The organism is Novacetimonas hansenii, from assembly GCF_014843995.1.
GTDB lineage: Bacteria > Pseudomonadota > Alphaproteobacteria > Acetobacterales > Acetobacteraceae > Novacetimonas > Novacetimonas hansenii.
In genome coordinates this window covers 1,694,750-1,716,902 of record NZ_CP062147.1, presented here as the reverse complement: position 1 = coordinate 1,716,902, position 22,153 = coordinate 1,694,750, and the positions used below count along the sequence as shown (strand labels likewise).

Here is a 22,153-nt window from a genome sequence, read left to right as displayed (position 1 = left end):
CGGACAGGCCCAGACATACAGGATCAATGGCGTGTGTACTGTCGTTATCTCCCACCAGCCGGATGAGGCATGGCCGCTGCTGCTGGCGGCCAACCGCGACGAACGCCTCGACCGTCCGTGGGAAGCACCTTCGCGCCACTGGGGCGATCATCCCACCGTCGTGGGGGGGCGCGACTGCGTGGCTGGTGGGTCATGGCTGACCATGAACGACGCAGGCGTCATCGGGGCGATCATGAACCGTGTCGGCAGCCTTGGCCCCGCGCCGGGCAAACGTTCACGCGGGGAATTGCCGCTTATGGTGGGGGATCATGGTTGTGCGCGCGACGCCGTGGCGCGGATCGCGGCCCTTGATGCGGGGGAATGGCGGTCATTCAACATGATCGTGGGTGATGGCACCGATGCCTTTTTCATCCGTGGCCCCGGCTATGGCACACCACAGGTTATCGCGCTCGACGTGGGAACGCACATGATCGCGACCACGGACCCAGATGATATGTCCATGCCACGGATCGCACGCCACCTGCCGCGTTTTCGTGCCGCGCCACGCCCCGTGCCCCCCGCGTGGGAAAGCTGGACCGTGCTGCTGGCCGATCGCTCGCTTCCCGCTGGCAGCGAACTCAACATCCCCCCACGTTCGGGCTTTGGCACGTGCAGTTCCTCCGCACTCGGCATCTCGCGCGATCCTGCCGCCCCGAACGGACGGTCGTGGTTTTTCGCGGCTGGCGCACCAGACCGCGTGGGATATGCCCCGGTGGACCTGAACACCGCTCGCCCCGGCATCAATGCAGGCGCAGGTTCCGGCACGGCGGCGACATAGAAACGTTATGGTATCTTCGACGCGCAATCGCTGCTATTGCATGCGCACATTCTGGGTCCTGTTGCGGACCCGCAGGGGAGGATGCCTGCGGCATGCTTCCCACAGCCGTATGTGAAGGACGAGTATGGGCCGCCGCCGCCAGCTTTATGAAGGAAAAGCAAAGATCCTTTTCGAGGGTCCGGAACCGGGAACCCTGGTTCAGTATTTCAAGGACGATGCCAGTGCGGGCAATGGCGCCAAGAAGGGCGTCATTACCGGCAAGGGCGTCCTGAACAACCGGATCAGCGAGCACCTGATGCTGCGCCTGCATGAAATCGGGATTCCCACCCATTTCATCCGGCGGCTGAACATGCGCGAACAACTGATCCGCGAGGTGGAGATCATCCCGCTTGAGGTCGTGATCCGCAATGTCGCCGCAGGCAGCCTCAGCAAGCGCCTCGGCATCAAGGAAGGCACCCGCCTGCCGCATCCGATCGTCGAATTCTATTACAAGAATGACAGCCTCAATGACCCGATGGTCAGCGAGGAACACATCACCGCCTTTGGCTGGGCATGTGCGCATGACCTGGAGGATATCGTTTCGCTGAGCATGCGAATCAACGATTTCCTGTGCGGCCTGTTTGTGGGGATCGGCATCACGCTGGTGGACTTCAAGCTGGAGTTCGGTCGCCTGTGGGAAAACGACAACATGCGCATCGTGCTGGCGGACGAAATCTCGCCCGATAACTGCCGCCTGTGGGACAGCAAGACCAGCCAGAAGCTCGACAAGGACCGTTTCCGCCAGGACATGGGCAAGGTCGAGGAAGCATATCAGGAAGTGGCCATGCGCCTTGGCATTCTGCCGGAGGCGACGAATTCCGACATGAAGGGACCGGAGGTAATGCAATGAAAGTACGCGTGACGGTCATGCTCAAGGATGGCGTGCTCGATCCCCAGGGCAAGGCGGTGGAACATGCGCTGCATGTGCTGGATTTCAAGAATGTCGGCGACGTACGCATCGGCCGTGTGATCGACCTTGAACTTGCAGAAAGCGACCCGGCCCGCGCCATCGTGCAGGCCAACGAAATGGCCCGCGCGCTGCTTGCCAACCTCGTGATCGAGGATTTTGCAGCGGAGGTCGTTGAAGAATGAAGACGGCAACGGGCATTTTCCTCGCGGCCTGCGCGTTTGGCGCGGGCCTGCTGCCGCTGTCTGCTGCGCATGCGCAGCGGGTTTCGCGCATGCCTGCGTCGCAGCTTGGCACATTATGTACGCGTGCATCGGGCACGGGTCTGTGTGACTCCTACATTTCTGGCGTGGCGGACGCGGCAGCCCTTGCGCATCTGTTTGAACGCAACGCGGAAAAAGACCAGCATGACGTGGCCGCGTTCTGCATTGCACCTGCGACCAGCCTGTCGGACATGCGTGGCAAGGTCGTGGACTGGATGAAGGCGCATCACGACCAGTTATCCCGTCCGGCGGGGGAGGCGGTCTTTACGGCGCTTCATGAATCCTATCCCTGTGGCGACCACAAATGAAGGCGGGTATTGTTGTTTTTCCCGGCACCAACCGGGAACGTGACATGGCGATCGCGCTGCGCAGCGTGACCGGTGTCGCCCCCCGCATGATCTGGCATCGTGAAACGGACCTGCCGGACCTTGACCTTGTGGTATTGCCTGGCGGCTTCAGCTATGGCGATTACCTGCGCTGTGGGGCGATGGCGGCCCATGCCCCGATCATGCCCGCCATCCGCCGCTTTGCGCAGGCGGGGGGGCATATCCTTGGCGTCTGCAACGGTTTCCAGATCCTGACCGAAGCGCAACTGCTGCCGGGCGCGCTGCTGCGCAACGCCTCGCTGCGGTTCCTGTCACAGGACTGCTTCTTGCGTGTCGAACGCAACGATACGCCGTTTACACGCCACTGGGAACGCCACGACGTCTTCCGCACCCCGATGGCACATGGGGATGGCAATTATATTGCCGACCACGACACGATCCGCATGCTTGAAGACACCAACCGCGTCGCCTTTCGCTATGTCGCGGCGGACGGGCGGCTTGACGCCATGGACACCACGCTCAACCCCAACGGCAGCATGGGGGCCATTGCGGGCGTCTTTAGCGAGAACCTGCGCATCTGCGGCATGATGCCGCACCCGGAGGACCTGGTTGATCCCCTGATGGGCGGAGAAGACGGAAAGCCCCTGTTTACGGGCCTGGTGGAGGCGCTGGTCGGATGAGCACAGCAGGACAGAAGCCCGTCAACGCGGCGCTGGCTAAGGAATTTGGCCTGACGGCTGATGAATATGGCAATGTGCTGTCCATCATGGGACGCACGCCGAGCCTGACCGAACTTGGCATTTTTTCCGTCATGTGGTCGGAACACTGCTCTTACAAATCGTCGCGCGCGTTTCTCAAGACGCTGCCGACCAAGGCGCCATGGGTTATCCACGGGCCGGGTGAAAATGCGGGCGTCGTCGATATCGGACAGGGGCTGGCGGCCATCTTCAAGATGGAAAGCCACAATCACCCATCCTTCATCGAACCGTATCAGGGGGCGGCGACAGGTGTTGGTGGCATCCTGCGTGACGTGTTCACCATGGGCGCGCGACCGGTCGCGAACCTGAACGCCCTGCGCTTTGGCGATCCTGACAACCCGCAGACGCGACGCATCGTCGATGGTGTGGTGCGTGGCGTTGGCGGATATGGCAACTGCGTCGGTGTTCCCACGGTTGGGGGGGAAATCAACTTCCACCCCGCCTATGATGGCAATCCGCTGGTCAATGCGATGACGGTGGGCGTGGCACGGCAGGACCGCATCTTCCTCTCGGCGGCGGCGGGCATAGGCAATCCCGTCATCTATGTCGGGTCCAAGACCGGGCGTGATGGCATCCACGGGGCCACGATGTCCTCGTCCGAGTTTGACGAAGACGCACTGGCCAAACGTCCCACGGTACAGGTGGGTGACCCGTTTGTTGAAAAGCTCCTGATCGAAGCCTGCCTTGAACTGATGGCGACCGATGCGATTGTGGCCATCCAGGACATGGGGGCTGCCGGCCTGACATCGTCCGCCGTGGAAATGGCGGGCAAGGGCGGGGTGGGGATCGAACTCGACCTCGATCAGGTACCACAGCGTGAACGCGGCATGACAGCCTATGAAATGATGCTGTCGGAAAGTCAGGAGCGGATGCTGATTGTCATCCGTCCTGACCGCACGGAACAGGCACGCGCCATTTTCGATAAATGGGAACTTGATTTCGCGGTTATCGGTCATCTGACGGACACGGGACGCATCGTCCTGCGCCATCAGGGCCGGACAGAGGCGGACATCCCGCTTGCGCCGCTGGCGGATCAGGCCCCGATCTATCACCGTCCCACCGCACCGGCCCTGCCACCCGTGCCACTGGGGACGATCAGCGACCCTGTCGGCATCGAACAGGCGCTGCTGCGCCTGATCCGCTGTCCCGACCTGGCCTCGCGCGAATGGGTCTGGAACCAGTATGACAGCACGGTGGGCGGACAGACGGTCCGGCGTCCGGGTGCGGCCGATGCCGCCATCATACAGGTTGAGGATACGACCATCGGCCTTGCGATGACGACGGACTGCACACCGCGTTACTGCCGTGCCAACGCCCGTACCGGCGGCGCACAGGCGGTGGCCGAAGCATGGCGTAATCTGACCGCAACGGGTGCGCGCCCACTGGCGGTGACGGATAACCTCAATTTCGGCTCCCCCGAGAAGCCCGAGGTCATGGGGCAGTTCGTCGATGCCATCGCGGGGATGGGCGATGCCTGTCGCGCACTCGACTTTCCCGTCGTCAGTGGCAATGTCTCGCTTTACAACGAAACGCGCGGGCCGGATGGGGAGTCCGTTTCCATCCTTCCCACGCCCGCCATCGGTGGGCTTGGCGTATTGGATGATGTCACGAAAGCAATCGGGTTGGGCATGCCCGACGGATGTGACGTGATCGTGATCGGCGAAACGCGCGGTGAACTGGGCCAGTCCCTATGGTTGCGTGAAATCCATGGCAGCCAGGATGGCGAACCACCTGCGGTCGATCTTCAGGCCGAACGCCGCAATGGCGACTTCGTGCGGGGGGCGATCCTGGATGGCACCATCGTCGCGTGCCATGACGTAGCGGATGGCGGACTGCTGGTCAGTGTGGCGGAAATGGTCATGGCGGGCACGGCGGGATGCACCCTGCTGGCACCGCAGGCCGGCATCCGCCCGGAAGCCTACTGGTTCGGTGAAGACCAGGCGCGCTACATCATCGCTGTTCGCGATGCAAAGGCGTTCATGGACCGGGCCGCGCAGGCCTCCATCCCGTGTCGCGTACTGGGTCAAAGTGGCGGGGACGGTTTGACATTGCCCAATGGCGCCACAATATCAAAGGCACGTCTTGTCGCGGTGAATTCGGAATTTTTCCCGCGACTTATGGATCGCTGAGCAGCAAGGACAGGCAGGAGAACAGCCGATGGCCATGACGGCCCAGGAAATCGAAACCTACATCCGTGGCGCTCTGCCGGATGCGCAGATCCACATTGACGACCTTGCGGGGGACGGCGACCATTATGCCTGCAAGGTGGTCAGCAATGCGTTTCGTGGCCTGTCCCGCGTAAAACAGCACCAGTTGGTTTACAACGCGTTGCAAGGACATATGGGGGGCAAGCTGCATGCGCTCGCCCTTCAGACAAGCACACCGGACTGATCCCCCGCATCAGGGACGGATAACCGGTTATCAGAACGAGGAGTCCAGTATTATGGCCGAAACCATCACCCAGCAGATCCAGGCGCAGATCGACGCCAATCCGGTCATGCTGTACATGAAGGGCGATGCAACCTTCCCGCAGTGCGGTTTTTCCGCACGCGTCGTGCAGATCCTCAAGCATCTGGGCGTACCGTTCAAGACCGCCAATGTCCTCGAAGATCCGGCCCTGCGTCAGGGTATCAAGGATTTTTCGAACTGGCCCACGGTGCCGCAGCTTTACGTCAAGGGCGAGTTCATCGGTGGATGTGACATCGTGACCGAGATGTACCAGTCCGGTGAACTGGAAAAGCTCCTGACTGAAAAAGGTATCGTCCCGGCTTCTGCCTGAACGGACCGGAACAGCCACTGACAGAAAAAGCGGATGGGCAGCATAGGCGCCCGTCCGCTTTTTTTTGTTTCATGTGATACTGAGCCTTGCCTTGTTTACCCGATTTTGCGTAGCTTCGCTGCAATGACTGAATTGGAGTGTTAGATGCGCCACACGTGCTTGCGAATCACGACCCTGTCGGTGGTTTGCGCGGGTTTCATCCACAGCGTCACGCCGCAGGCGCAGGCACGTAGCCATGCCATGACTGATATGGAAGCAGACCGCCTGACACTCAGCGCGCTGACTGCACCGCCCCCGCCGGTCCGTCACGTGACCTATCGCCATGCGGTGGGCACACATCATGCCTTGGTCACGTCTGCCCACCATGTGACATCGTCGCACGTGCGCCATTCACTGGTTCATGAAGTGTCTTATCATCCACACGGTACGGCTGCCGTCCGGCATGCGACACATGCGAACATCCATCACCGGACCTGAATGCGTCCTGCCATCCAGCCTGTAGGTCACTCCATCCTGAATGCGTCCTCGATGCGGTGCATGTGACCATCGGGCAGGACAACAACCACGTCGAAGCGCATCCCGTCATATGCCCACCCCGCGTTGAGCATGCACAGGCCCTGCGCAGCGTTCATCAGGCGTTGCATGGTGCGGGGACTGATCGCATCGCCTGCCTGCATGATTGACGCGCGCGCCTTTACTTCCGTAAAGACCAGCAGCCCATCACGAATGGCGACAATATCAATTTCGCCCCAGGCCGTACGCGCACGATGCGCCAGAATGGTCCATCCCTCCGCCCGCAGATGGTCCATGACTTTCTGTTCTGCCTCAAGCCCCTTGTGATGGGAACGCCGTCCGACGGCACGCCTGCGCCATCCGGGCGACGAAGGGGGGACTGGCGATGTCACGACTCTCATCCTCATTTTCTGTAATCGGGGATAGCCCCAATATCGCATCCCAATATTACTGTACCCTGCGGGCACCGGATATGGCGACCCATGTCGAATTTTCATGCTTTCATGGCGCGTACGGAATAATGACGGCATCATGATCTATACCTACGTCACATTCCTTGTCCCGATTGTGCTGGCCTTACGCCTGTGCATCATGGCGATCGTCATCGTCCATGTGCTGCTGACGAAACGTGACGTAGGGGCCTCCATCGGATGGATCGGCGTTACGGTCCTGATGCCACTGACCGGTGGTATCCTGTATCTGATGTTCGGCATCAACCGCGTGCGCCGCCGTGCCAAGCGTCTGGTTGGGCTGCATCCATGGTACAGCCGCACCATGACCTCACGCTGGCGCAGGGGCGAGGAAGGACGCTTCGCCCCGCTGGCGGACATGGTAACAAAGCTGACGCAACGCCCGTTGCTGGCGGGGAACCTTGTCATCCCCCTGCATGATGGGGACAGTGCATATCCGCAGATGCTGGCCGCAATCGAGGGCGCACGCAGCACGGTGCTGCTATGCTCCTATATTTTTCGACCTGACGAGATCGGACAGAAATTCTGTGATGCCCTGATTGCTGCACACCGGCGTGGCGCACAGGTACGGGTTCTGGTGGATGGCGTGGGCAGCGGATACTTCCATTGCGCAATCGCAGACAGGCTGCACAGGGCAGGGGTGCCGGTGGGCCGGTTCATGCATTCGCTGCTGCCATGGCGTATGCCGTTCATCAATATGCGCGATCACAAGAAGATCCTGGTTGTCGATGGCCGCACCGGTTTCATGGGGGGGCTGAACATCGGGGAAGAAAATCTGACGGCACGGCATCCCGCCCATCCAGTATCCGACACGCATTTCCGTATTTTGGGACCAGTCATCCATCAATTGAGCGAAGCCTTCGCGCGCGACTGGACCTTTACAACAGGAGAAGCCCTGGTGGCTGACCTGTTTTTCCCCGAACAGCAGGCCCATGGTGACAGCCTGACCCGCATCGTGACGGCAGGACCTGATTCCGACCTGGAGAAGATTGAATATACCATGCTGCAGGCCATTTCGATGGCCCGGCATTCAGTACGCCTCATGACCCCGTATTTCCTTCCTGACGAAAGGTTCCTGACGGAACTTGCCCTTGCGGCATTGCGTGGGATCGAGGTGGATATCATTGTCCCACGTCACAGCAACCATGTCGTGATCGACTGGGCACGTGCGGCAAACCTGCCACGTTTCCTTGATTCTGGCTGCCGGGTATGGCAGGCGCGGCCACCGTTCAACCATTCCAAGCTTCTGGTGGTTGACCGACACTGGTCGTTCGTAGGCAGTTCCAACATTGATGTACGCAGCCTGCGGCTGAATTTCGAAATCAATCTGGAGGTTTATGATGATGCGCTGGCAACCACGATTGACGATTTCATCATCCGTCACCGCCATGAACGCCTGACCCATCATGACCTTGACCGGCGTTCGCTACCGACAAAGCTGCGTGATGCCTCAGCCCGATTGCTGCTGCCTTATTTGTGAGGCAGCAGTTCAAGCCTTACGGCAATCGGCCGATGATCCGATGCGTAATTGTCGATCACGCGCTGCTCCACACAGGCAAGGCCGCGTATCAGGCATCGGTCAAGCCGGATCGGCAGGACGTCCGCCATGCGATGGGTTGGGGCACGTGGTCCGACATCACGGAAATGCCGGATCAATGTAGGGCCGACAAGATTGAAATCCCCAAGGATGGCCGCACGATACGGCAAAAGCTGTGACATGCGCCGCAATTGCCGACGGTTCAGTAATTGCCCATGCGACAGATGCACATTGGCGATGGCGAAGGGGCCACATTCGACAATCTGCGCCACACGCCGGATCAGCGTGCCAGAGGGCAGGGTACAGGTCATGGGGGGACGACGATAGGGCCAGGGGCTCCAGCATGCGACACCATGAATGCGCCCCGGCAGTGGAGAGCGTGCATAATGGCCACCGATCAAGGTTGGCAGGGCATCGATATCAACTGTCGCCTCCTGCATCAGGAGCAGGTCGGGCTTTTCCTGATGGATCAGGTGGACGACATCGCGCACCGTTGCGCCGATCTGGCGCAACAGGTTCCAACTGACGACCCGGATACTGTTTTCGGAATGGAAAGGTGGCTGGTATCCCGGCAGGGGACCTTTCCCCGGTTCGGCCACGATGGCGGGCAACCGCAGATACGGACGCGCAAGATTCATGGTTCGACAAATGGCTCCCTGACCTCGGGCGCCAGACGCGCGCCCGGATCGCCTGCGGCGAATTCCGCCGTCAGGGTATATCCCACACCAATAAGCACCGGGCCGAGGAAAATGCCAAGGCCGCCAAATGTCCAGATGCCCCCCAGAACACCCAGAACCGTCAACAAGTAGGGAAGTTGTGCCCCCCGGGCAATGAACATCGGTCGCATGATGTGATCGGCCCCCGACACGATGATGGTCCCGTAAAGCAGCAGGAACACGCCCCATCCGGGATGATGGGCGACAAACAGGAAAAACGCCGCAGGTATCCAGATCAGGGGGGCACCGATGGGCAGGACGGAAATGAAGGCGGTAATCCCGCCCCACAGCACGGGGTTGGCAATACCCGCGATGGCGAACCCGATACCTGTCAGCACACCTTGCAACAACGCCGTCCCGATGATGCCATACACGGTGCCCCGGATCGTGCGCCCGATGATCCCCAGGATACGGTCCGCGTACCCCCCGGCGATACGCCGCACGACGGAGACGAACGTAGCGCCCAGTGCCTCCCCACCCAACCAGAAGAAAAACGCCATGAACAGCGCCATGCCCAGATGCGCCAGCCCGCTGGCCAGTTGCATGATCCCACCAAGGGCCCACTGCACCAGACGACCACTATAGGGACGTATCATCTGGTCGATATTGCCCACATCCACCCGCCACTTTTCCCACGTTTCGTTCATCTGGGGACCAAGGTGGGGAATATGCTGCAACCACACAGGCAGCGACGGCAGATGGATGACGGTCGTGATGCTGTCGATGGCATCGGGCAGGGTCTGGGGCAGTTCGACAATGCCGCTGGATACCACCAGCGTCAGGGGAACAACCATCACCACGGCGGACATGACCGTCATGCCCAGCGCGGCGATAAGGGGATTAGTATGCCGCCGCAGCCGCACATAGATCGGCCATGTGGAAAATGTCAGGATCGCCGCCCACAGCAGGGCCGACATGAAAGGGTAGAGAATGAGTATGCAGCCAAAGGCGATCCCCCCCAGCATGAGCCCCATCATTATGCGTTCGACCATAACCGTCGCGATCCGTCCCGTGGCAATCCGTGCGAAGGCGTGATCCCGCTTTCGTCATGGCATAATATGCTGCACCTTATCGCAAAGCGCACAAACACCAAAGATTGGCCACAGACATGCATCCACTGATTTCCGCCGAAGACCTTGCCCACATCCTGTCGCATGACGATGTTGTCATACTGGACGCGACGCAGGCCCTGCCGGGACAGCAATTCGATCCCCAGGCCTGTTTCCTGTCGGGACACATTCCCGGCGCGCGCCAGTTCGACATCGACATGTTTTCGGACCCGGATTCCCCATTGCCGCATACAGTGCCGGGGCAGGCCCGCTTTACGCGCCTTGCCCGCGCACTGGGCCTGCATGATGGGACGCGGATCATTTTTTATGACCAAAAGGGTGTGGCCTGCGCCGCACGCGGCTGGTGGCTGATGGGGCTGTTTGGCCACGACCGCACGCAGGTGCTTGACGGTGGGCTGCCGGCCTGGCAGGGCGCCGGACTAAAGCTGGAAACAGGGCCAAGCACGGCCCCCATGGACACTTCCCCCCCATTCATCGCCCGCCCGCGCATGCGACGGCTGAAGGGACTGGGGGATATGCTCGACCTTACCCATGCGGCCGGGTCCTCCGTGATCCTTGATGCCCGGGCGCACGGACGCTTTACCGGCGAACTGCCCGAACCGCGGCAGGGCATGCCCTCGGGTCATATGCCTGGTGCCGCCAGCGTGCCGTATACCACCTTACTGGCATCAGATGGACATATGCTTCCCCCCCATGAGCTGCGCCAGATCTTCGCCGCCGCAGGCATGCATCCAGACAAGGAGGCCGTATGCACATGCGGCAGTGGCATGACCGCATGTGTGCTGGCACTCGGGCTGATGGCATCGGGATTAGGGCAACATGCCGTGTACGACGGGTCATGGGCGGAATGGGCCTCCACCCCCGGCACCCCGATCGTCACAGGGGACGCATAAGGGGGCGTTTGCAAAACGCCATCCCGACGACCTGCCAAAATCATCGGATTTTCTGGATGCCTCCTTTGGGACAAAAGCGACATCCAGAAACTTTTATTTTTTTATCAACGGACTATTTTTAAAAATCCTGAAAACGTGGCTGGGGAAAGATTTAAATGGATCATGAAAACCTGCGTCACGCAGTCTCTCGCGGATGGCGGGACATGGCGTCACTTGCGGTGCGGGTGGCGCGTGACGCCCCGGTGGACGGGCAGGGCGTATTCGTCAACCCGGCGGTTGCACGCGGCTCAACCGTCCTTTTCTCCTCGCTTGAAGCGATGGAGAACGCCGGTCACAAACGCTATGGCGACGAACTGATCTATGGGGCGATGGGCACACCGCTGCAACACCGGCTGGAACATGCGATCGCCACGATCGAAGGGGCCACCCATACCCAGATCGCACCATCCGGGCTTGCGGCATGCACATTGCCCCTGCTGGCATTTCTTGACAGCGGTAGCCACTGCCTGATGTCAGATTCCGTCTATGGCCCGATGCGACGGTTTGCGGAAAAGGTGATGCGCCGCTTTGGCGTGGATATCACCTACTTCCCCCCCTGCGCCAGCGAAGAGGAACTGCAACGCCTGTGGCGGACGGAGACGAAGGCAATCTTTACCGAAAGCCCCGGTAGCCATTCGTTCGAGGTACAGGACATCCCCATGATGGCCCGCGTGGCCCATGGACATGGTGCACGCCTGATTGTGGATAATACGTGGGGGATCGGCATCTTCCAGCCCTTCCGCCATGGCGCGGACATTTCCATCCAGGCACTGACCAAATATCCCGCAGGCCATGCGGATACCATCATAGGGGCCGTATCCACCGCGAACGAAGCCGACTGGCACCTGCTGCGCGATACCGCCATCCAGACCGGACAGGTCGCGGGACCGGATGACTGTGCCCTGACGTTACGGGGAATACGCACGTTACCAGTCCGTCAGGAACGACAATCCCAATCGGCAATTGATGTCGCCCTATGGCTCCAGTCGCGGGCAGAGGTCAGCCGCGTCCTGCATCCCGCCCTGCCATCATGCCCGGGACATGAATTCTGGAAACGGGATTTTTCGGGGGCGTCATCGCTGTTTGGGGTCGTCCTGCGTCCTGATTTCACATTACCGCAGATGCAACACATGATTGATTCGCTGCAGATGTTTGGCATCGGCGCATCATGGGGCGGATATGAAAGCCTGATCCTGCCCACGACCCTGGGCATTACCCGTTCATGCGACAGCGTGACACAGGCTGGCCCGACATTTCGTATCCATATCGGGCTGGAGGATACACACGACCTGATTGCCGACCTGGCACGGGGCCTGGATGGGATGGCAAAGGGCAACACCTGATGCCTATGCCATACTGACACATATCAATGCCTTCCCACGGCTGCCTTGCCATTGTGATAACAGAAGTGGAGCACCCCCTCGGGACGAGGGCATGCGGATATTGAGGAGATGTTGAAATGGCCGGAAAGATGAAAGCAGCGGTTGTCCGCGAATTCGGAAAACCCCTGAGCATCGAGGAACTTGATATCCCCTCGATCCGTCCCAACCAGATTCTTGTGAAGGTCGATGCCTGCGGGGTATGCCACACGGATCTGCATGCCGCACGTGGCGACTGGCCCACCAAGCCCAAACCCCCCTTCATCCCCGGTCATGAGGGGATCGGGCATGTTGTCGAGGTCGGTGCCGCCGTAGACTGGATCAAGACCGGCGATGTCGTCGGGGTTCCATGGCTGTATTCGGCATGCGGGCATTGCGAACATTGCCTGGGGGGATGGGAAACCCTGTGTGAAAAACAGGAGGACACGGGATATTCAGTCAATGGCTGTTTTGCTGAATACGTCGTGGCCGACCCGAATTATGTTGCGCACCTGCCCAAGGATATTGACCCGATCCGCACGGCGCCTGTCCTGTGTGCGGGCCTGACAGTGTACAAGGGCCTGAAGATGACAGATACACGCGCGGGCGAATGGGTTGCCATTTCCGGTGCGGGCGGCCTGGGGCAGATGGCCATCCAGTATGCTGTCGCCATGGGGCTGAATGTCGCGGCGGTCGATATCGACGACGGCAAGCTTGCCGAAGCCCGCAAGCTGGGCGCAAGCGTAACCGTCAATGCGCGTACTACCGATCCTGTTTCCTATATCCGGCAGAAAACCGGCGGCACGCATGGCGTTCTGGTTACGGCTGTTTCAAACACTGCCTTCACACAAGCGATAGGTTACGCACGCCGGGGCGGTACCATCGTCCTGAATGGCCTGCCCCCCGGTGAATTCCCCATCTCGATTTTTGACATGGTCATGAACGGCACGACCGTACGCGGTTCCATCGTGGGCACGCGTCTGGACATGATCGAAGCCCTGTCCTTCTTTACCGAAGGGAAGGTTTCTACCGTCGTTGCAACCGACAAGCTTGAAAATATCAACGATATCTTCGACCGACTGCAACATGGGCAGGTTGCAGGGCGGATTGTTCTGGATTTTCGTAACTGACGGAATGCAACCACAAGGCGCAGCCGACGTTGAAAACAGACATCCTTCGTCATGGAAACTATGCCCATGACGGCATGGGACAGGTTATCTCGGCCCCTCTCTTCACGTGGGGCAGGATGTCCGCCTGCTGTACCTGAGTGTTTTTGGCGGATATCCATCGGACAAAATGGGTATTGGGAAATATGAGAAAAACATTACTGGTCGGATTTGGTATTATTGCCCTCATGAACGCATCGTCTTTACCGGCATGGGCTGATGACTGTGCCCAGGCGTCAGATTACGATGCCTGCGTGGCGGGAAAAAAGATAAAGCATGCGGGCCACACAGTGCATGACGAAGCAGCGGAAGATACGCAGCACGTCAAGAACTGGGGGAATAAAACCGGCAAGACGCTGGATCACTGGGGCCACGATACCGGAAACAAGATGGACCGCTGGGGTCATAAGACCGGTTCGGACATGGGCAAGTTTTTCACGGGGAAATAGCCTGCACCCCCGACCCGACGCTCCAACCGGGTAAGAAAGGGACGCCACGACATCCAAGGACCAATAATAAGAGGCCCGGACGCCGTGGTGCCCTCATACCTTATTTATGATGGTCGCCCGCTTCATGCTCCCGCCAGCCGGTTTCCAGCGTGTGCAGGAATGACTTAAAATGCGCCTTCACATCAGAAGGGGAAGCCTTTTCAATCACTTCCTTCTTGGCCGCAGTCAGGATTGCCGCTGCATGAATCAATGCGGCATGAATGGCTTCTGACGGTTCCTTACTCATCAATCGGGTCCTTTTCCTTCGTTGGGATGCTTCACGATGAAAGGGAACATCGCTGCTGACAACTGTTATCCCCGCATACCGGCAAAACAGATCCGTCACGCCCCAAGCGGCAGCCTCCGCCTCCGTCCATAATTAAATCCAATAACGATTGGAAAATATCGACGATGAAATATAGCCATCTTGTATTCCCGATGTTTGCCTGCGCATTCATCCTTTCCCCTACATTCGGCCATGCTGAACCTGGCGGATGCCTCAAGGGCGCCATGGCCGGTGGGGTCGCCGGGCATTTTGTCGGTAGTGGACACGCCAAGGGTGGGGCCGCCGCAGGTTGTGCTGCAGGCATGGTGCGCCGCCATAACGCACGCAAGGCCGCAGCAGCGCAGGAGGAGCATACAGCCCAACCATCATCCCCCGATGCGGATACGGGTTCGTCTTCTTCCCCTCACGAGACGACTTCGCCCCCACGATAAAAAAGAACCCGAAGATAGAAGACCGGTCATATCCGTATCGTCAAAAGGCTCCATTTTTCTGGAACCTTTTGAGAATTATACGTTTTTTCAGCACCTGAAACGGATATCACCGGACGAATATCAAACTGTCCTGCCCTGGCTGAAAAACAGGTCACAGATATTGGCAGTCAGGACAACCGTATTTTTTATGCTGGTGATCGTCCGTATGGGCGGGGCCTGCCGACATATCTTATGGGCACCAGAACGTAGTCTGTTCCCGTGCCAGTGATACAACGGCATACTGATTTTTCAGAGGACTATTGTTGAAAACTGCATCTACGTGCCATGCGATAGCTCGAACAAGCACAATAAATCACCAAATTTTATTATAAAAGTTTTTTATGAATATTTATTACGGATAATATTTAAATTACACTATGCACAAAAATTAAATACACCGCATATAAAATTAATTTCTTACAATCACATTGTTTTCGTACAGTCTCCTAGACCCGTTCAACCGCCTTGCACTGCGACATGACAGGAGGCAGCATAATATTTATAACTATAACCCATCCTGCCACCGCAAGCACCGGTTCAGAATAATACCTGACATATACTGGAAAAAGCAGACTCAATACCTGCCTTTATCAACAGGATATTTTCAGATGATCGCTTGGAGACTATTTGAAAATTCAGGGTCGATAAAATCCTGAAATTACAAAGGTTTTTGGTGAAGCTTTTTCCAAAAAGCTTCAGAAGACGCCACCTTTTTTCAAAAAGGCGGCACCCAAAAACTTTTCCTGTTTTTTATCAATGATTTGTTTTCAAATAATCCCTTATTTCAGAAAACCCACAAGGGACTCTGCCTCAGCCACGATGGGTTCAGCGATTACATTAGCCCGCCGCGCGCCATCACGAAGCGTATCACGCAGGAAACCCGGCTCTTTCAGCAGGCGGGTCGTCTCGTCTGCGATGGGGCCGATATGCTGGATCAGCACATCGGCCAATGCCTTTTTGAAGGGACCAAACCCTTCACCACCATGCTGGTCCAGCACGTCCTGAATTCCGCATTGCTGCAACGTGGCATAGATCGTCACGAGGTTGCGGGCTTCGGGACGGTTTTCCAGACCGGCTTCCTCGCTGGGCAGCGGTTCCGGGTCGGTCTTGGCACGACGGATCTTTTGCATGATCGTATCGGCATCATCTGTCATCTCGATCCGACTCTGGGCTGAAGGATCGGATTTCGACATTTTTTTCGTGCCGTCACGCAGGCTCATGATCCGCGCGCCCTGCGGTGGGATCAATGCTTCCACGATCGGAAAAAAATCCTGGCCATAATCATGGTTAAATTTCTGCGCGATATCGTTGGTCAGTTCCAGATGCTGGCGCTGGTCATCCCCAACAGGCACCGCCGTTGCCTTATAGGTCAGAATATCTGCGGCCATCAGGTCGGGATAGACATACAGCCCTGCTGAATGGTTTTCACGATCCTTGCCCGCCTTGTCCTTGAACTGCGTCATACGGTTCAACCACCCAAGACGCGCCACGCAGTTAAATATCCATGCAAGGCGCGCATGCGCCGTCACGGCGGATTGGTTGAACAGGATGTGACGCTGCACATCAATGCCCGAAGCCAGAAGCACCGCCGTCTGTGCCAGCGTCTGTTCGCGCAGGGCCTGCGGGTCCTGCCAGACGGTGATGGCGTGCATATCCACAAGGCAGAATATGCATTCGTTGTCACGTTGCAGCCCAACCCAGTTGCGTATCGCACCGAGATAGTTGCCAAGCTGCGGAATTCCAGTCGGCTGGATGCCGGAAAATATGCGTCGCATCCCGCTGTTTTCCGCTCTTTGCCGTATGGTCGTCAAGCGCGTTGATATCAGGGAAGGCGATGAATCTCATCAAGGCGGCGTCGTTCCTCGGCCACTGCGCTGGTGGGCAGGGGATGCGCCCGCACGGCCGCGATTTCATCGGCGCTAAACACCGGCGGTCGCTCCGAATCCCCACGTGCGGCAAGGTAGGTCAGGATAGACGCAATTTCATGATCGGACAGGCGGTTACGAAATGACGGCATGGAAAAATTATAATGCACACCCCGGATGTCGAGTGGACCATTCAGACCATTAAGCAGGACATCCGCCAGATAATGTCGCCCCTCCGCCGTGGCGCCTATTACATCCACCCGCCCGATCAGGGGGGGAATCTCGCCCTTCATGCCCTCGCCATTATGATGGCAGATACCGCAATTGGTGCGATAGCGCGCAGCCCCTTCGTGCTTGCCCGAACAGGCCGACAGCAAAAATGCCCCCGCACAGAAGAGAACCATACCTTTTGCAACGCGAAACATATCCGGGAAAGTCAGCATGCGTCACGATACCCCCGTGGGCAGGGAAGGGATACGAAAAACGGCACCGGGATACGCCCCCGGTGCCGCTTTCTGTTCTAGCTCAGGATTACGCAACCGCCCCCTTAATGGGAACGCGAAACACCCAGAAGCTGGATCTTGAAGATCAGCGGGCTGTCCGGCTGGATGATGCCCATTGATTTATGCCCATAAGCCAGTTCCGGCGGGACATAAAGCATCCAGACATCGCCGACATGCATCATGGGCACGGCTTCCTGCCAGCCTTTGATGACCATTTCCAGCGGCATCTGCATGTAGGCGCCATGCCCATGCTGGTCCGAACTGTCAAAGATCCCGCCATCTGGCAGGCGACCTTCATAGATGACCATGACACTGTCGTTGACGGTCGGCTGCGCCCCGTCCTTAGGACCGGACTTGAGGACCTTATAGGCCAGTCCGTCCGGCAGGACCTTCACGCCGGGCTGCGTCTTCACGTTCGCCATGAACTGTGCGGGGGTCAGTTCAGGCTCATCTTCTTTTTTGCTTCCGCCACATGCCACCAGCGGTACCGCCAGCGCAGTCGCCAGAAGAAAGGGAATGACGCGTGAAAAACGTTTCATGACACCTCGGTTGATGGAATAGGGATGAACGGTAGGAAACCTCAAAGGGCGCCACCACGACGACCAATCTTGGCGCCAAGACGAAGGCGCAGCGCATTCAGGCGGATGAAACCCTGTGCATCGGCCTGATTATAGGCGCCTTCATCATCCTCGAAAGTCACGACGCGGGTGTCATACAGGCTGTTGGGGCTTTCACGGCCAACACAGATCACGTTGCCCTTGTACAGCTTCAGCCGCACGCGACCGCTGACCGAATGCTGGCTCTGGTCGATCAACGCCTGCAGCATGCGCCGTTCAGGCGAGAACCACAGACCGTTATAGATAATCTCCGCATAGCGGGGCATCAGGCTGTCCTTGAGGTGCATCGCTTCGCGATCGAGCGTAATGCTCTCGATGCTGCGGTGCGCGGTCAGCAGGATCGTCCCGCCCGGCGTTTCATAGATGCCGCGCGACTTCATGCCGACAAACCGGTTTTCCACCAGGTCCAGCCGGCCGATGCCATTCATGCGGCCCAGATCGTTCAGGCGCGCCAGCAGCGTTGCAGGCGACAGGGCCTGCCCATTCAGCGCGACCGGATCGCCGGAGACGAAATCAATCGTGATTTCCGTCGCCTTGTCAGGTGCGGCCTCTGGGGAGATTGTGCGCTGGAAAACGATCTCGTCCGGCCCGACCGCCGGATCTTCGAGCAATTTTCCTTCGGACGAGGAATGCAGCAGGTTCGCATCAACGGAGAAGGGGGCTTCGCCCCGCTTGTCCTTGGCGATGGGGATCTGGTTTTCCTCGGCAAAGGCAAGCAGCTTCGTGCGCGACGTCAGGTCCCATTCACGCCATGGGGCGATCACGGTGATATCCGGCTTCAGCGCGTAATAGGCCAGCTCGAAACGGACCTGATCATTGCCCTTGCCGGTCGCACCATGCGCCACCGCGTCCGCACCGACCTGTTCCGCAATCTCGATCTGGCGCTGCGCGATCAATGGGCGTGCGATGGAGGTGCCTAGCAGGTACTGGCCTTCATACAGCGCATTCGCCCGGAACATCGGGAAGACGAAATCCTTGACGAATGTCTCGCGGAGATCCTCGACAAAAATTTCCTTCACGCCGAACATCTCGGCCTTTTTACGTGCGGGTTCCAGTTCCTCGCCCTGACCAAGGTCGGCGGTAAAGGTTACGACCTCACACCCATAGGCGGTCTGTAACCATCGAAGAATCACGGACGTATCGAGACCGCCTGAATAGGCGAGCACAACCTTCTTGACGTCCTTGGCGGCCATGGGGAGAGGTCTCCTGTCGACAAAACTGATAATTTTCCCTGCCGACCACCCTGTCGGCAGCATGCCGTCCTAGCATCCCAAAGCGCCCACGACCAGCAGCGAGGAAAGGTTTTATCAACCTCCCCGCAAAGCCATGCACGCAGGCACGGGCTCAGGCATTATCCGTGGTGGGGGCGGGCTGGCGACGGGCACGCTGGCTTTCGGTGCGCAACTGCCCGCATGCGGCAAGGATGTCACGCCCACGCGGCATGCGGATGGGGGATGCGAACCCGGCATCCATGACAATATTCGCAAACCGGTCGAGCTGTTCGCGCGTGGAGGGCTGAAACCGGCTGCCCGGCCACGGGTTGAACGGGATCAGGTTGACCTTGGCCGGGATACCCGCAATCAGACGCACCAGTTCACGGGCGTCGGCCTCGCTGTCGTTCACGCCACGCAACATGATATATTCAAACGTAATACGCCGCGCATTGCTGGCGGCGGGGTAACGGCGGCATGCGGCGATCAGATCGGCAATGGGATATTTGCGGTTCAGCGGCACCAGTTCATCACGCAGGTCGTCCCGAACGGCATGCAGGGAAATCGCCAGGTTGATGCCAAGTTCATCCCCGCATTGGTCCATCATCGGAATGACGCCGGACGTGGACAGGGTGATACGCCGCCGCGACAGGCCGATCCCTTCGCCATCCATGATAATCTTCATGGCCTTGGCAATATTTTCGTAATTGTACAGTGGCTCTCCCATGCCCATCAGCACGATGGTGGACAACAGACGCGGCGTTTCCCCCCGGGGACTGGGCCATTCGCCATAACTATCGCGCGCAGCCATGAACTGCCCCACGATTTCCGCCGCGCCAAGGTTGCGTACCAGCCCCTGGGTGCCGGTATGGCAGAAGGTGCATGACAGCGTACAGCCAACCTGCGATGAAATGCACACCGCACCCCGGTCTTCGCGCCGGTCGGGGATATAGACGGTCTCCGCCTCCTGCCCGTCACGGAAACGGAACAGGAATTTGCGTGTCTCGTCACTCGACGTCTGGACAGTGGCAGCCTGTGGGCGGCTGATGACAAAACGCTCCGCCAGCTTTTCCTGCAGGGGCTTGGCAATCGAACTCATGCAAGAAAAATCGGTAGCCCCCTGGTGATAGATCCAGTGCCATAACTGCTTGGTACGGAATGGCTTTTCCCCGATTTCCAGAAGGATTTCCGTCAATTCCTCCCGCGACAGTCCCACCAGTTCACGACGCCCGTCCGGCAGTACGGCCGAAGGCGGTGCGAACTGCGCCGATTTGGCAAGGATGCGGGTGCGTTCGTCATCGGTCAAAGCCGCTGCCGACGCGGCCTCCCGAACGGGATTGGCATATGGGGAAGTAACTTCGGACATAGCGAAACACGCCTTGATATTCGGGTCGGGACAGGTGCAGGAACGGGATTGCCCGCTCCCTAACACATCTGCCCCCCCGAAAGCGACCACAGACTATAAAGACTGCGGCGAGAAGCCCTCTCATAAAATACGATGGAATTTAAAAAATCGGGGCCATCATGAATACGCAGATCCAATAGATGCCCCAACGGGAATGCCCACCATTGGGCAGGCAAGAGATCAAAGCCCTTGCGGGGGTATGACATGAAACCCACGTCACATAACGCTGTGCCGAGTTTCAGAACTGCCTGATCCTGTTGATATGATGCCGGCTTCCCCCGGCGTCCGACATGGCAGGCCCATAGGAGGCGGGCAGGGGGATGCGCGGACATGCACATCAGATACTGTTTTTTCGCCTTATCTTTAGCTACAACCGCCCATCCCTGAATATATTGACGGAACCTGACGGATAATGCGCATTGCCTATATCATAAACTCCCTTGAGGGTGGCGGCGCATGTTTCCCGGTTCCTGCCATCACCTCCGTCTTTCGTCAGGCAGGACACGAAGTTGCGGTCTTCGCCCTGTCACGACGCGACGGCCTGGCACTTTTCCGACTGGAAGAGGCCGGACTTCAGGTGGAAATTTGTCCGGCGGGGGAAAAACAACAGTTACAGACGCTGCGATGGCTCAATCAGGCGCTGACTGCATGGAAGCCCGATCTTCTGTGGACCTCGCTGATCCGCGCCACACTGCTGGGGCAGTTGATCGGCACGCGCCATCGCTGGCCCGTGGTCAGTTGGCAGCACAATGCAAATCCCAAACCCGCCAATCGACGCCTCCTGCTGGCGCAACGTCGGCTCTCATGTTTCTGGGTCGGGGATTCACAGTTCGTAACCGATGAAACGCACAGGATACTTGGCATTCCGCGCGACCGACTGGCGTGCTGGCCCATTTTCTATGCAACCCCCACGGCCCCGCAGGCACAGCCGTGGGGCGAGGGGGAAGTCATACGGATCGGGTCGCTGGGTCGCCTGTCGCGTGAAAAGGGATATGGGGATCTCTGTGCCGCGCTGGCACTGGTGCGCAAGGCAGGTCATAACCTGCCGCAATATGAAATTACCGTATGTGGTGAAGGAAACCACCGTGCCTTTATCGAGGAACGGTGCAGGGCGCATGGCCTCGATATGATCCGGTTTCCGGGTTTTGTGTCCAATACCCGCGATTTCATCGCGTCGCAGCATATGTATATACAGCCGTCACGCTGGGAAGGGTTCTGCGTCGCAATGCATGAGGCCATGCAGGGTGGCCTGCCGGTGCTTGGCACAACTGTCGGGGAAATGGGATATTCGGTGCAGGAGGGGAGGACCGGTTGGCGCGCCGCGCCACGAGACCCCCAATCACTGGCGGATGCACTGATCCGGGCACTGTCGCAACCGGAACGTTTCCATGACATGGGGCAGCAGGCGCGCGATTATGTCTGTACCCGGTTCAGTGAGCAGACCTTTACCCAGGCGGGGATGAGTATCCTGGAACGTGTGCGAACCATTACAGGAATTCGCAACTGATTGCCAAAGATCACCAACGCCATGCCATGGGCGCCATGTCAGGGACGTGGCGCCGGGAATTCATGATGGCTGGGGCCGGACATGGCGGATACGAAACCACGTCGCAGCACGCCGCAATGCGCCCCCGTCCGGTCTGCGCCCTATGTTCTA

The 22,153-nt window shown here is 58.7% G+C and carries 25 protein-coding genes; 16 read left to right on the top strand and 9 right to left on the bottom strand.

Going from position 1 to position 22,153, the window contains the following annotated elements; all coding sequences use genetic code 11:
* Positions 1-31 precede the first annotated feature (31 nt).
* The 9 genes from IFJ82_RS07590 (at position 32) to IFJ82_RS07550 (ending at position 6,366) form a co-directional block, all read left to right on the top strand.
* Positions 32-817 (top strand): NRDE family protein, encoded by a 786-nt coding sequence (locus tag IFJ82_RS07590; RefSeq protein ID WP_003620168.1) that lies wholly within the window; start codon positions 32-34, stop codon positions 815-817.
* Between the two features lie 124 nt (positions 818-941).
* Entirely contained in the window at positions 942-1,706 is a 765-nt protein-coding gene (gene purC / locus IFJ82_RS07585; RefSeq protein ID WP_003620169.1) for a phosphoribosylaminoimidazolesuccinocarboxamide synthase, read from the top strand.
* Positions 1,703-1,948, top strand: coding sequence for a phosphoribosylformylglycinamidine synthase subunit PurS (gene purS / locus IFJ82_RS07580; protein WP_003620170.1), 246 nt, complete (start codon positions 1,703-1,705; stop codon positions 1,946-1,948). The genes purC and purS overlap by 4 nt, the downstream gene beginning before the upstream one ends.
* Positions 1,945-2,334, top strand: coding sequence for a Rap1a/Tai family immunity protein (locus IFJ82_RS07575; protein ID WP_003620171.1), 390 nt, complete (start codon positions 1,945-1,947; stop codon positions 2,332-2,334). Before purS ends, IFJ82_RS07575 begins: the two co-directional genes overlap by 4 nt.
* The gene (gene purQ / locus IFJ82_RS07570; RefSeq protein ID WP_003620173.1) at positions 2,331-3,032 is read left to right on the top strand and encodes a phosphoribosylformylglycinamidine synthase subunit PurQ; all 702 of its coding nucleotides are present in this window, start codon (positions 2,331-2,333) and stop codon (positions 3,030-3,032) included. The genes IFJ82_RS07575 and purQ overlap by 4 nt, the downstream gene beginning before the upstream one ends.
* Entirely contained in the window at positions 3,029-5,239 is a 2,211-nt protein-coding gene (gene purL / locus IFJ82_RS07565) for a phosphoribosylformylglycinamidine synthase subunit PurL (RefSeq protein WP_192266165.1), read from the top strand. The genes purQ and purL overlap by 4 nt, the downstream gene beginning before the upstream one ends.
* Positions 5,240-5,267: 28 nt before the next feature.
* Positions 5,268-5,501: a BolA family protein gene (locus IFJ82_RS07560; RefSeq protein WP_003620177.1), complete on the top strand. Its 234-nt coding sequence runs from the start codon at positions 5,268-5,270 to the stop codon at positions 5,499-5,501.
* Positions 5,502-5,553: 52 nt separating this feature from the next.
* On the top strand, positions 5,554-5,889 hold the full coding sequence (grxD, locus tag IFJ82_RS07555; protein ID WP_003620180.1) for a Grx4 family monothiol glutaredoxin: 336 nt from the start codon (positions 5,554-5,556) through the stop codon (positions 5,887-5,889).
* 144 nt (positions 5,890-6,033) lie between these two features.
* A complete protein-coding gene (locus IFJ82_RS07550; RefSeq protein ID WP_003620182.1) occupies positions 6,034-6,366 on the top strand; it encodes a hypothetical protein in 333 nt (110 codons plus the stop codon).
* Between the two features lie 26 nt (positions 6,367-6,392).
* On the opposite strand, the gene IFJ82_RS07545 is transcribed toward IFJ82_RS07550, so the two are convergent.
* The gene (locus tag IFJ82_RS07545; protein WP_225578812.1) at positions 6,393-6,794 is read right to left on the bottom strand and encodes a YraN family protein; all 402 of its coding nucleotides are present in this window, start codon (positions 6,792-6,794) and stop codon (positions 6,393-6,395) included.
* 139 nt (positions 6,795-6,933) lie between these two features.
* Here IFJ82_RS07545 and cls point away from each other — a divergent pair, with 139 nt between their 5' ends.
* Positions 6,934-8,352: a cardiolipin synthase gene (cls, locus tag IFJ82_RS07540; protein WP_192266163.1), complete on the top strand. Its 1,419-nt coding sequence runs from the start codon at positions 6,934-6,936 to the stop codon at positions 8,350-8,352.
* Here cls and IFJ82_RS07535 read toward each other — a convergent pair.
* Both IFJ82_RS07535 and IFJ82_RS07530 read right to left on the bottom strand, forming a co-directional pair.
* Positions 8,343-9,047, bottom strand: coding sequence for an endonuclease/exonuclease/phosphatase family protein (locus IFJ82_RS07535; protein WP_192266161.1), 705 nt, complete (start codon positions 9,045-9,047; stop codon positions 8,343-8,345). The two genes, cls and IFJ82_RS07535, sit on opposite strands and share 10 nt — an antisense overlap.
* Positions 9,044-10,117, bottom strand: coding sequence for an AI-2E family transporter (locus IFJ82_RS07530; RefSeq protein ID WP_003620188.1), 1,074 nt, complete (start codon positions 10,115-10,117; stop codon positions 9,044-9,046). Before IFJ82_RS07530 ends, IFJ82_RS07535 begins: the two co-directional genes overlap by 4 nt.
* Positions 10,118-10,233: 116 nt before the next feature.
* On the opposite strand from IFJ82_RS07530, the gene IFJ82_RS07525 reads away from it, so the two are divergent.
* The 4 genes from IFJ82_RS07525 (at position 10,234) to IFJ82_RS07510 (ending at position 14,100) form a co-directional block, all read left to right on the top strand.
* A complete protein-coding gene (locus tag IFJ82_RS07525) occupies positions 10,234-11,088 on the top strand; it encodes a sulfurtransferase (protein ID WP_192266159.1) in 855 nt (284 codons plus the stop codon).
* Positions 11,089-11,243: 155 nt separating this feature from the next.
* The gene (gene metC / locus IFJ82_RS07520) at positions 11,244-12,470 is read left to right on the top strand and encodes a cystathionine beta-lyase (protein WP_192266157.1); all 1,227 of its coding nucleotides are present in this window, start codon (positions 11,244-11,246) and stop codon (positions 12,468-12,470) included.
* 116 nt (positions 12,471-12,586) lie between these two features.
* Entirely contained in the window at positions 12,587-13,615 is a 1,029-nt protein-coding gene (gene adhP, locus IFJ82_RS07515) for an alcohol dehydrogenase AdhP (protein WP_003620191.1), read from the top strand.
* Between the two features lie 143 nt (positions 13,616-13,758).
* Entirely contained in the window at positions 13,759-14,100 is a 342-nt protein-coding gene (locus IFJ82_RS07510; protein WP_139312480.1) for a hypothetical protein, read from the top strand.
* A gap of 100 nt (positions 14,101-14,200) precedes the next feature.
* On the opposite strand, the gene IFJ82_RS07505 is transcribed toward IFJ82_RS07510, so the two are convergent.
* Positions 14,201-14,386: a hypothetical protein gene (locus tag IFJ82_RS07505; RefSeq protein ID WP_003620193.1), complete on the bottom strand. Its 186-nt coding sequence runs from the start codon at positions 14,384-14,386 to the stop codon at positions 14,201-14,203.
* 164 nt (positions 14,387-14,550) lie between these two features.
* Here IFJ82_RS07505 and IFJ82_RS07500 point away from each other — a divergent pair, with 164 nt between their 5' ends.
* Entirely contained in the window at positions 14,551-14,856 is a 306-nt protein-coding gene (locus IFJ82_RS07500; protein WP_141312766.1) for a hypothetical protein, read from the top strand.
* Positions 14,857-15,674: 818 nt separating this feature from the next.
* Here IFJ82_RS07500 and trpS read toward each other — a convergent pair.
* From trpS to rlmN, 5 genes are all read right to left on the bottom strand, one after another.
* Positions 15,675-16,670, bottom strand: a complete 996-nt coding sequence (trpS, locus tag IFJ82_RS07495; RefSeq protein ID WP_075632260.1) for a tryptophan--tRNA ligase — start codon at positions 16,668-16,670, stop codon at positions 15,675-15,677.
* 47 nt (positions 16,671-16,717) lie between these two features.
* Positions 16,718-17,203, bottom strand: a complete 486-nt coding sequence (locus IFJ82_RS07490) for a c-type cytochrome (RefSeq protein ID WP_003620197.1) — start codon at positions 17,201-17,203, stop codon at positions 16,718-16,720.
* 104 nt (positions 17,204-17,307) lie between these two features.
* Positions 17,308-17,802, bottom strand: a complete 495-nt coding sequence (locus IFJ82_RS07485) for an FKBP-type peptidyl-prolyl cis-trans isomerase (protein WP_003620199.1) — start codon at positions 17,800-17,802, stop codon at positions 17,308-17,310.
* Between the two features lie 41 nt (positions 17,803-17,843).
* Positions 17,844-19,073 (bottom strand): argininosuccinate synthase, encoded by a 1,230-nt coding sequence (locus IFJ82_RS07480; RefSeq protein WP_003620201.1) that lies wholly within the window; start codon positions 19,071-19,073, stop codon positions 17,844-17,846.
* A 151-nt stretch (positions 19,074-19,224) separates the two neighbouring features.
* Complete coding sequence (gene rlmN, locus IFJ82_RS07475) at positions 19,225-20,457, bottom strand: 23S rRNA (adenine(2503)-C(2))-methyltransferase RlmN (RefSeq protein ID WP_003620204.1); 1,233 nt, start codon at positions 20,455-20,457, stop codon at positions 19,225-19,227.
* Between the two features lie 451 nt (positions 20,458-20,908).
* Between rlmN and IFJ82_RS07470 the strand changes: the two genes are divergently transcribed.
* The gene (locus tag IFJ82_RS07470) at positions 20,909-22,003 is read left to right on the top strand and encodes a glycosyltransferase family 4 protein (protein ID WP_192266155.1); all 1,095 of its coding nucleotides are present in this window, start codon (positions 20,909-20,911) and stop codon (positions 22,001-22,003) included.
* Positions 22,004-22,153 lie beyond the last annotated feature (150 nt).

Bases quoted from the DNA above. Each gene is read 5' to 3' on its own strand.
- purL (WP_192266165.1), top strand. From the start codon at position 3,029: ATGAGCACAGCAGGACAGAAGCCCGTCAACGCGGCGCTGGCTAAGGAA.
- IFJ82_RS07530 (WP_003620188.1), bottom strand. From the start codon at position 10,117: ATGGTCGAACGCATAATGATGGGGCTCATGCTGGGGGGGATCGCCTTT.
- metC (WP_192266157.1), top strand. From the start codon at position 11,244: ATGGATCATGAAAACCTGCGTCACGCAGTCTCTCGCGGATGGCGGGAC.
- IFJ82_RS07500 (WP_141312766.1), top strand. From the start codon at position 14,551: ATGAAATATAGCCATCTTGTATTCCCGATGTTTGCCTGCGCATTCATC.
- IFJ82_RS07550 (WP_003620182.1), top strand. From the start codon at position 6,034: ATGCGCCACACGTGCTTGCGAATCACGACCCTGTCGGTGGTTTGCGCG.
- IFJ82_RS07490 (WP_003620197.1), bottom strand. From the start codon at position 17,203: ATGCTGACTTTCCCGGATATGTTTCGCGTTGCAAAAGGTATGGTTCTC.
- grxD (WP_003620180.1), top strand. From the start codon at position 5,554: ATGGCCGAAACCATCACCCAGCAGATCCAGGCGCAGATCGACGCCAAT.
- cls (WP_192266163.1), top strand. From the start codon at position 6,934: ATGATCTATACCTACGTCACATTCCTTGTCCCGATTGTGCTGGCCTTA.
- purC (WP_003620169.1), top strand. From the start codon at position 942: ATGGGCCGCCGCCGCCAGCTTTATGAAGGAAAAGCAAAGATCCTTTTC.
- IFJ82_RS07470 (WP_192266155.1), top strand. From the start codon at position 20,909: ATGCGCATTGCCTATATCATAAACTCCCTTGAGGGTGGCGGCGCATGT.
- IFJ82_RS07560 (WP_003620177.1), top strand. From the start codon at position 5,268: ATGGCCATGACGGCCCAGGAAATCGAAACCTACATCCGTGGCGCTCTG.
- IFJ82_RS07575 (WP_003620171.1), top strand. From the start codon at position 1,945: ATGAAGACGGCAACGGGCATTTTCCTCGCGGCCTGCGCGTTTGGCGCG.
- IFJ82_RS07535 (WP_192266161.1), bottom strand. From the start codon at position 9,047: ATGAATCTTGCGCGTCCGTATCTGCGGTTGCCCGCCATCGTGGCCGAA.
- rlmN (WP_003620204.1), bottom strand. From the start codon at position 20,457: ATGTCCGAAGTTACTTCCCCATATGCCAATCCCGTTCGGGAGGCCGCG.
- adhP (WP_003620191.1), top strand. From the start codon at position 12,587: ATGGCCGGAAAGATGAAAGCAGCGGTTGTCCGCGAATTCGGAAAACCC.
- IFJ82_RS07505 (WP_003620193.1), bottom strand. From the start codon at position 14,386: ATGAGTAAGGAACCGTCAGAAGCCATTCATGCCGCATTGATTCATGCA.
- purS (WP_003620170.1), top strand. From the start codon at position 1,703: ATGAAAGTACGCGTGACGGTCATGCTCAAGGATGGCGTGCTCGATCCC.
- purQ (WP_003620173.1), top strand. From the start codon at position 2,331: ATGAAGGCGGGTATTGTTGTTTTTCCCGGCACCAACCGGGAACGTGAC.
- IFJ82_RS07485 (WP_003620199.1), bottom strand. From the start codon at position 17,802: ATGAAACGTTTTTCACGCGTCATTCCCTTTCTTCTGGCGACTGCGCTG.
- IFJ82_RS07480 (WP_003620201.1), bottom strand. From the start codon at position 19,073: ATGGCCGCCAAGGACGTCAAGAAGGTTGTGCTCGCCTATTCAGGCGGT.
- trpS (WP_075632260.1), bottom strand. From the start codon at position 16,670: ATGCGACGCATATTTTCCGGCATCCAGCCGACTGGAATTCCGCAGCTT.
- IFJ82_RS07525 (WP_192266159.1), top strand. From the start codon at position 10,234: ATGCATCCACTGATTTCCGCCGAAGACCTTGCCCACATCCTGTCGCAT.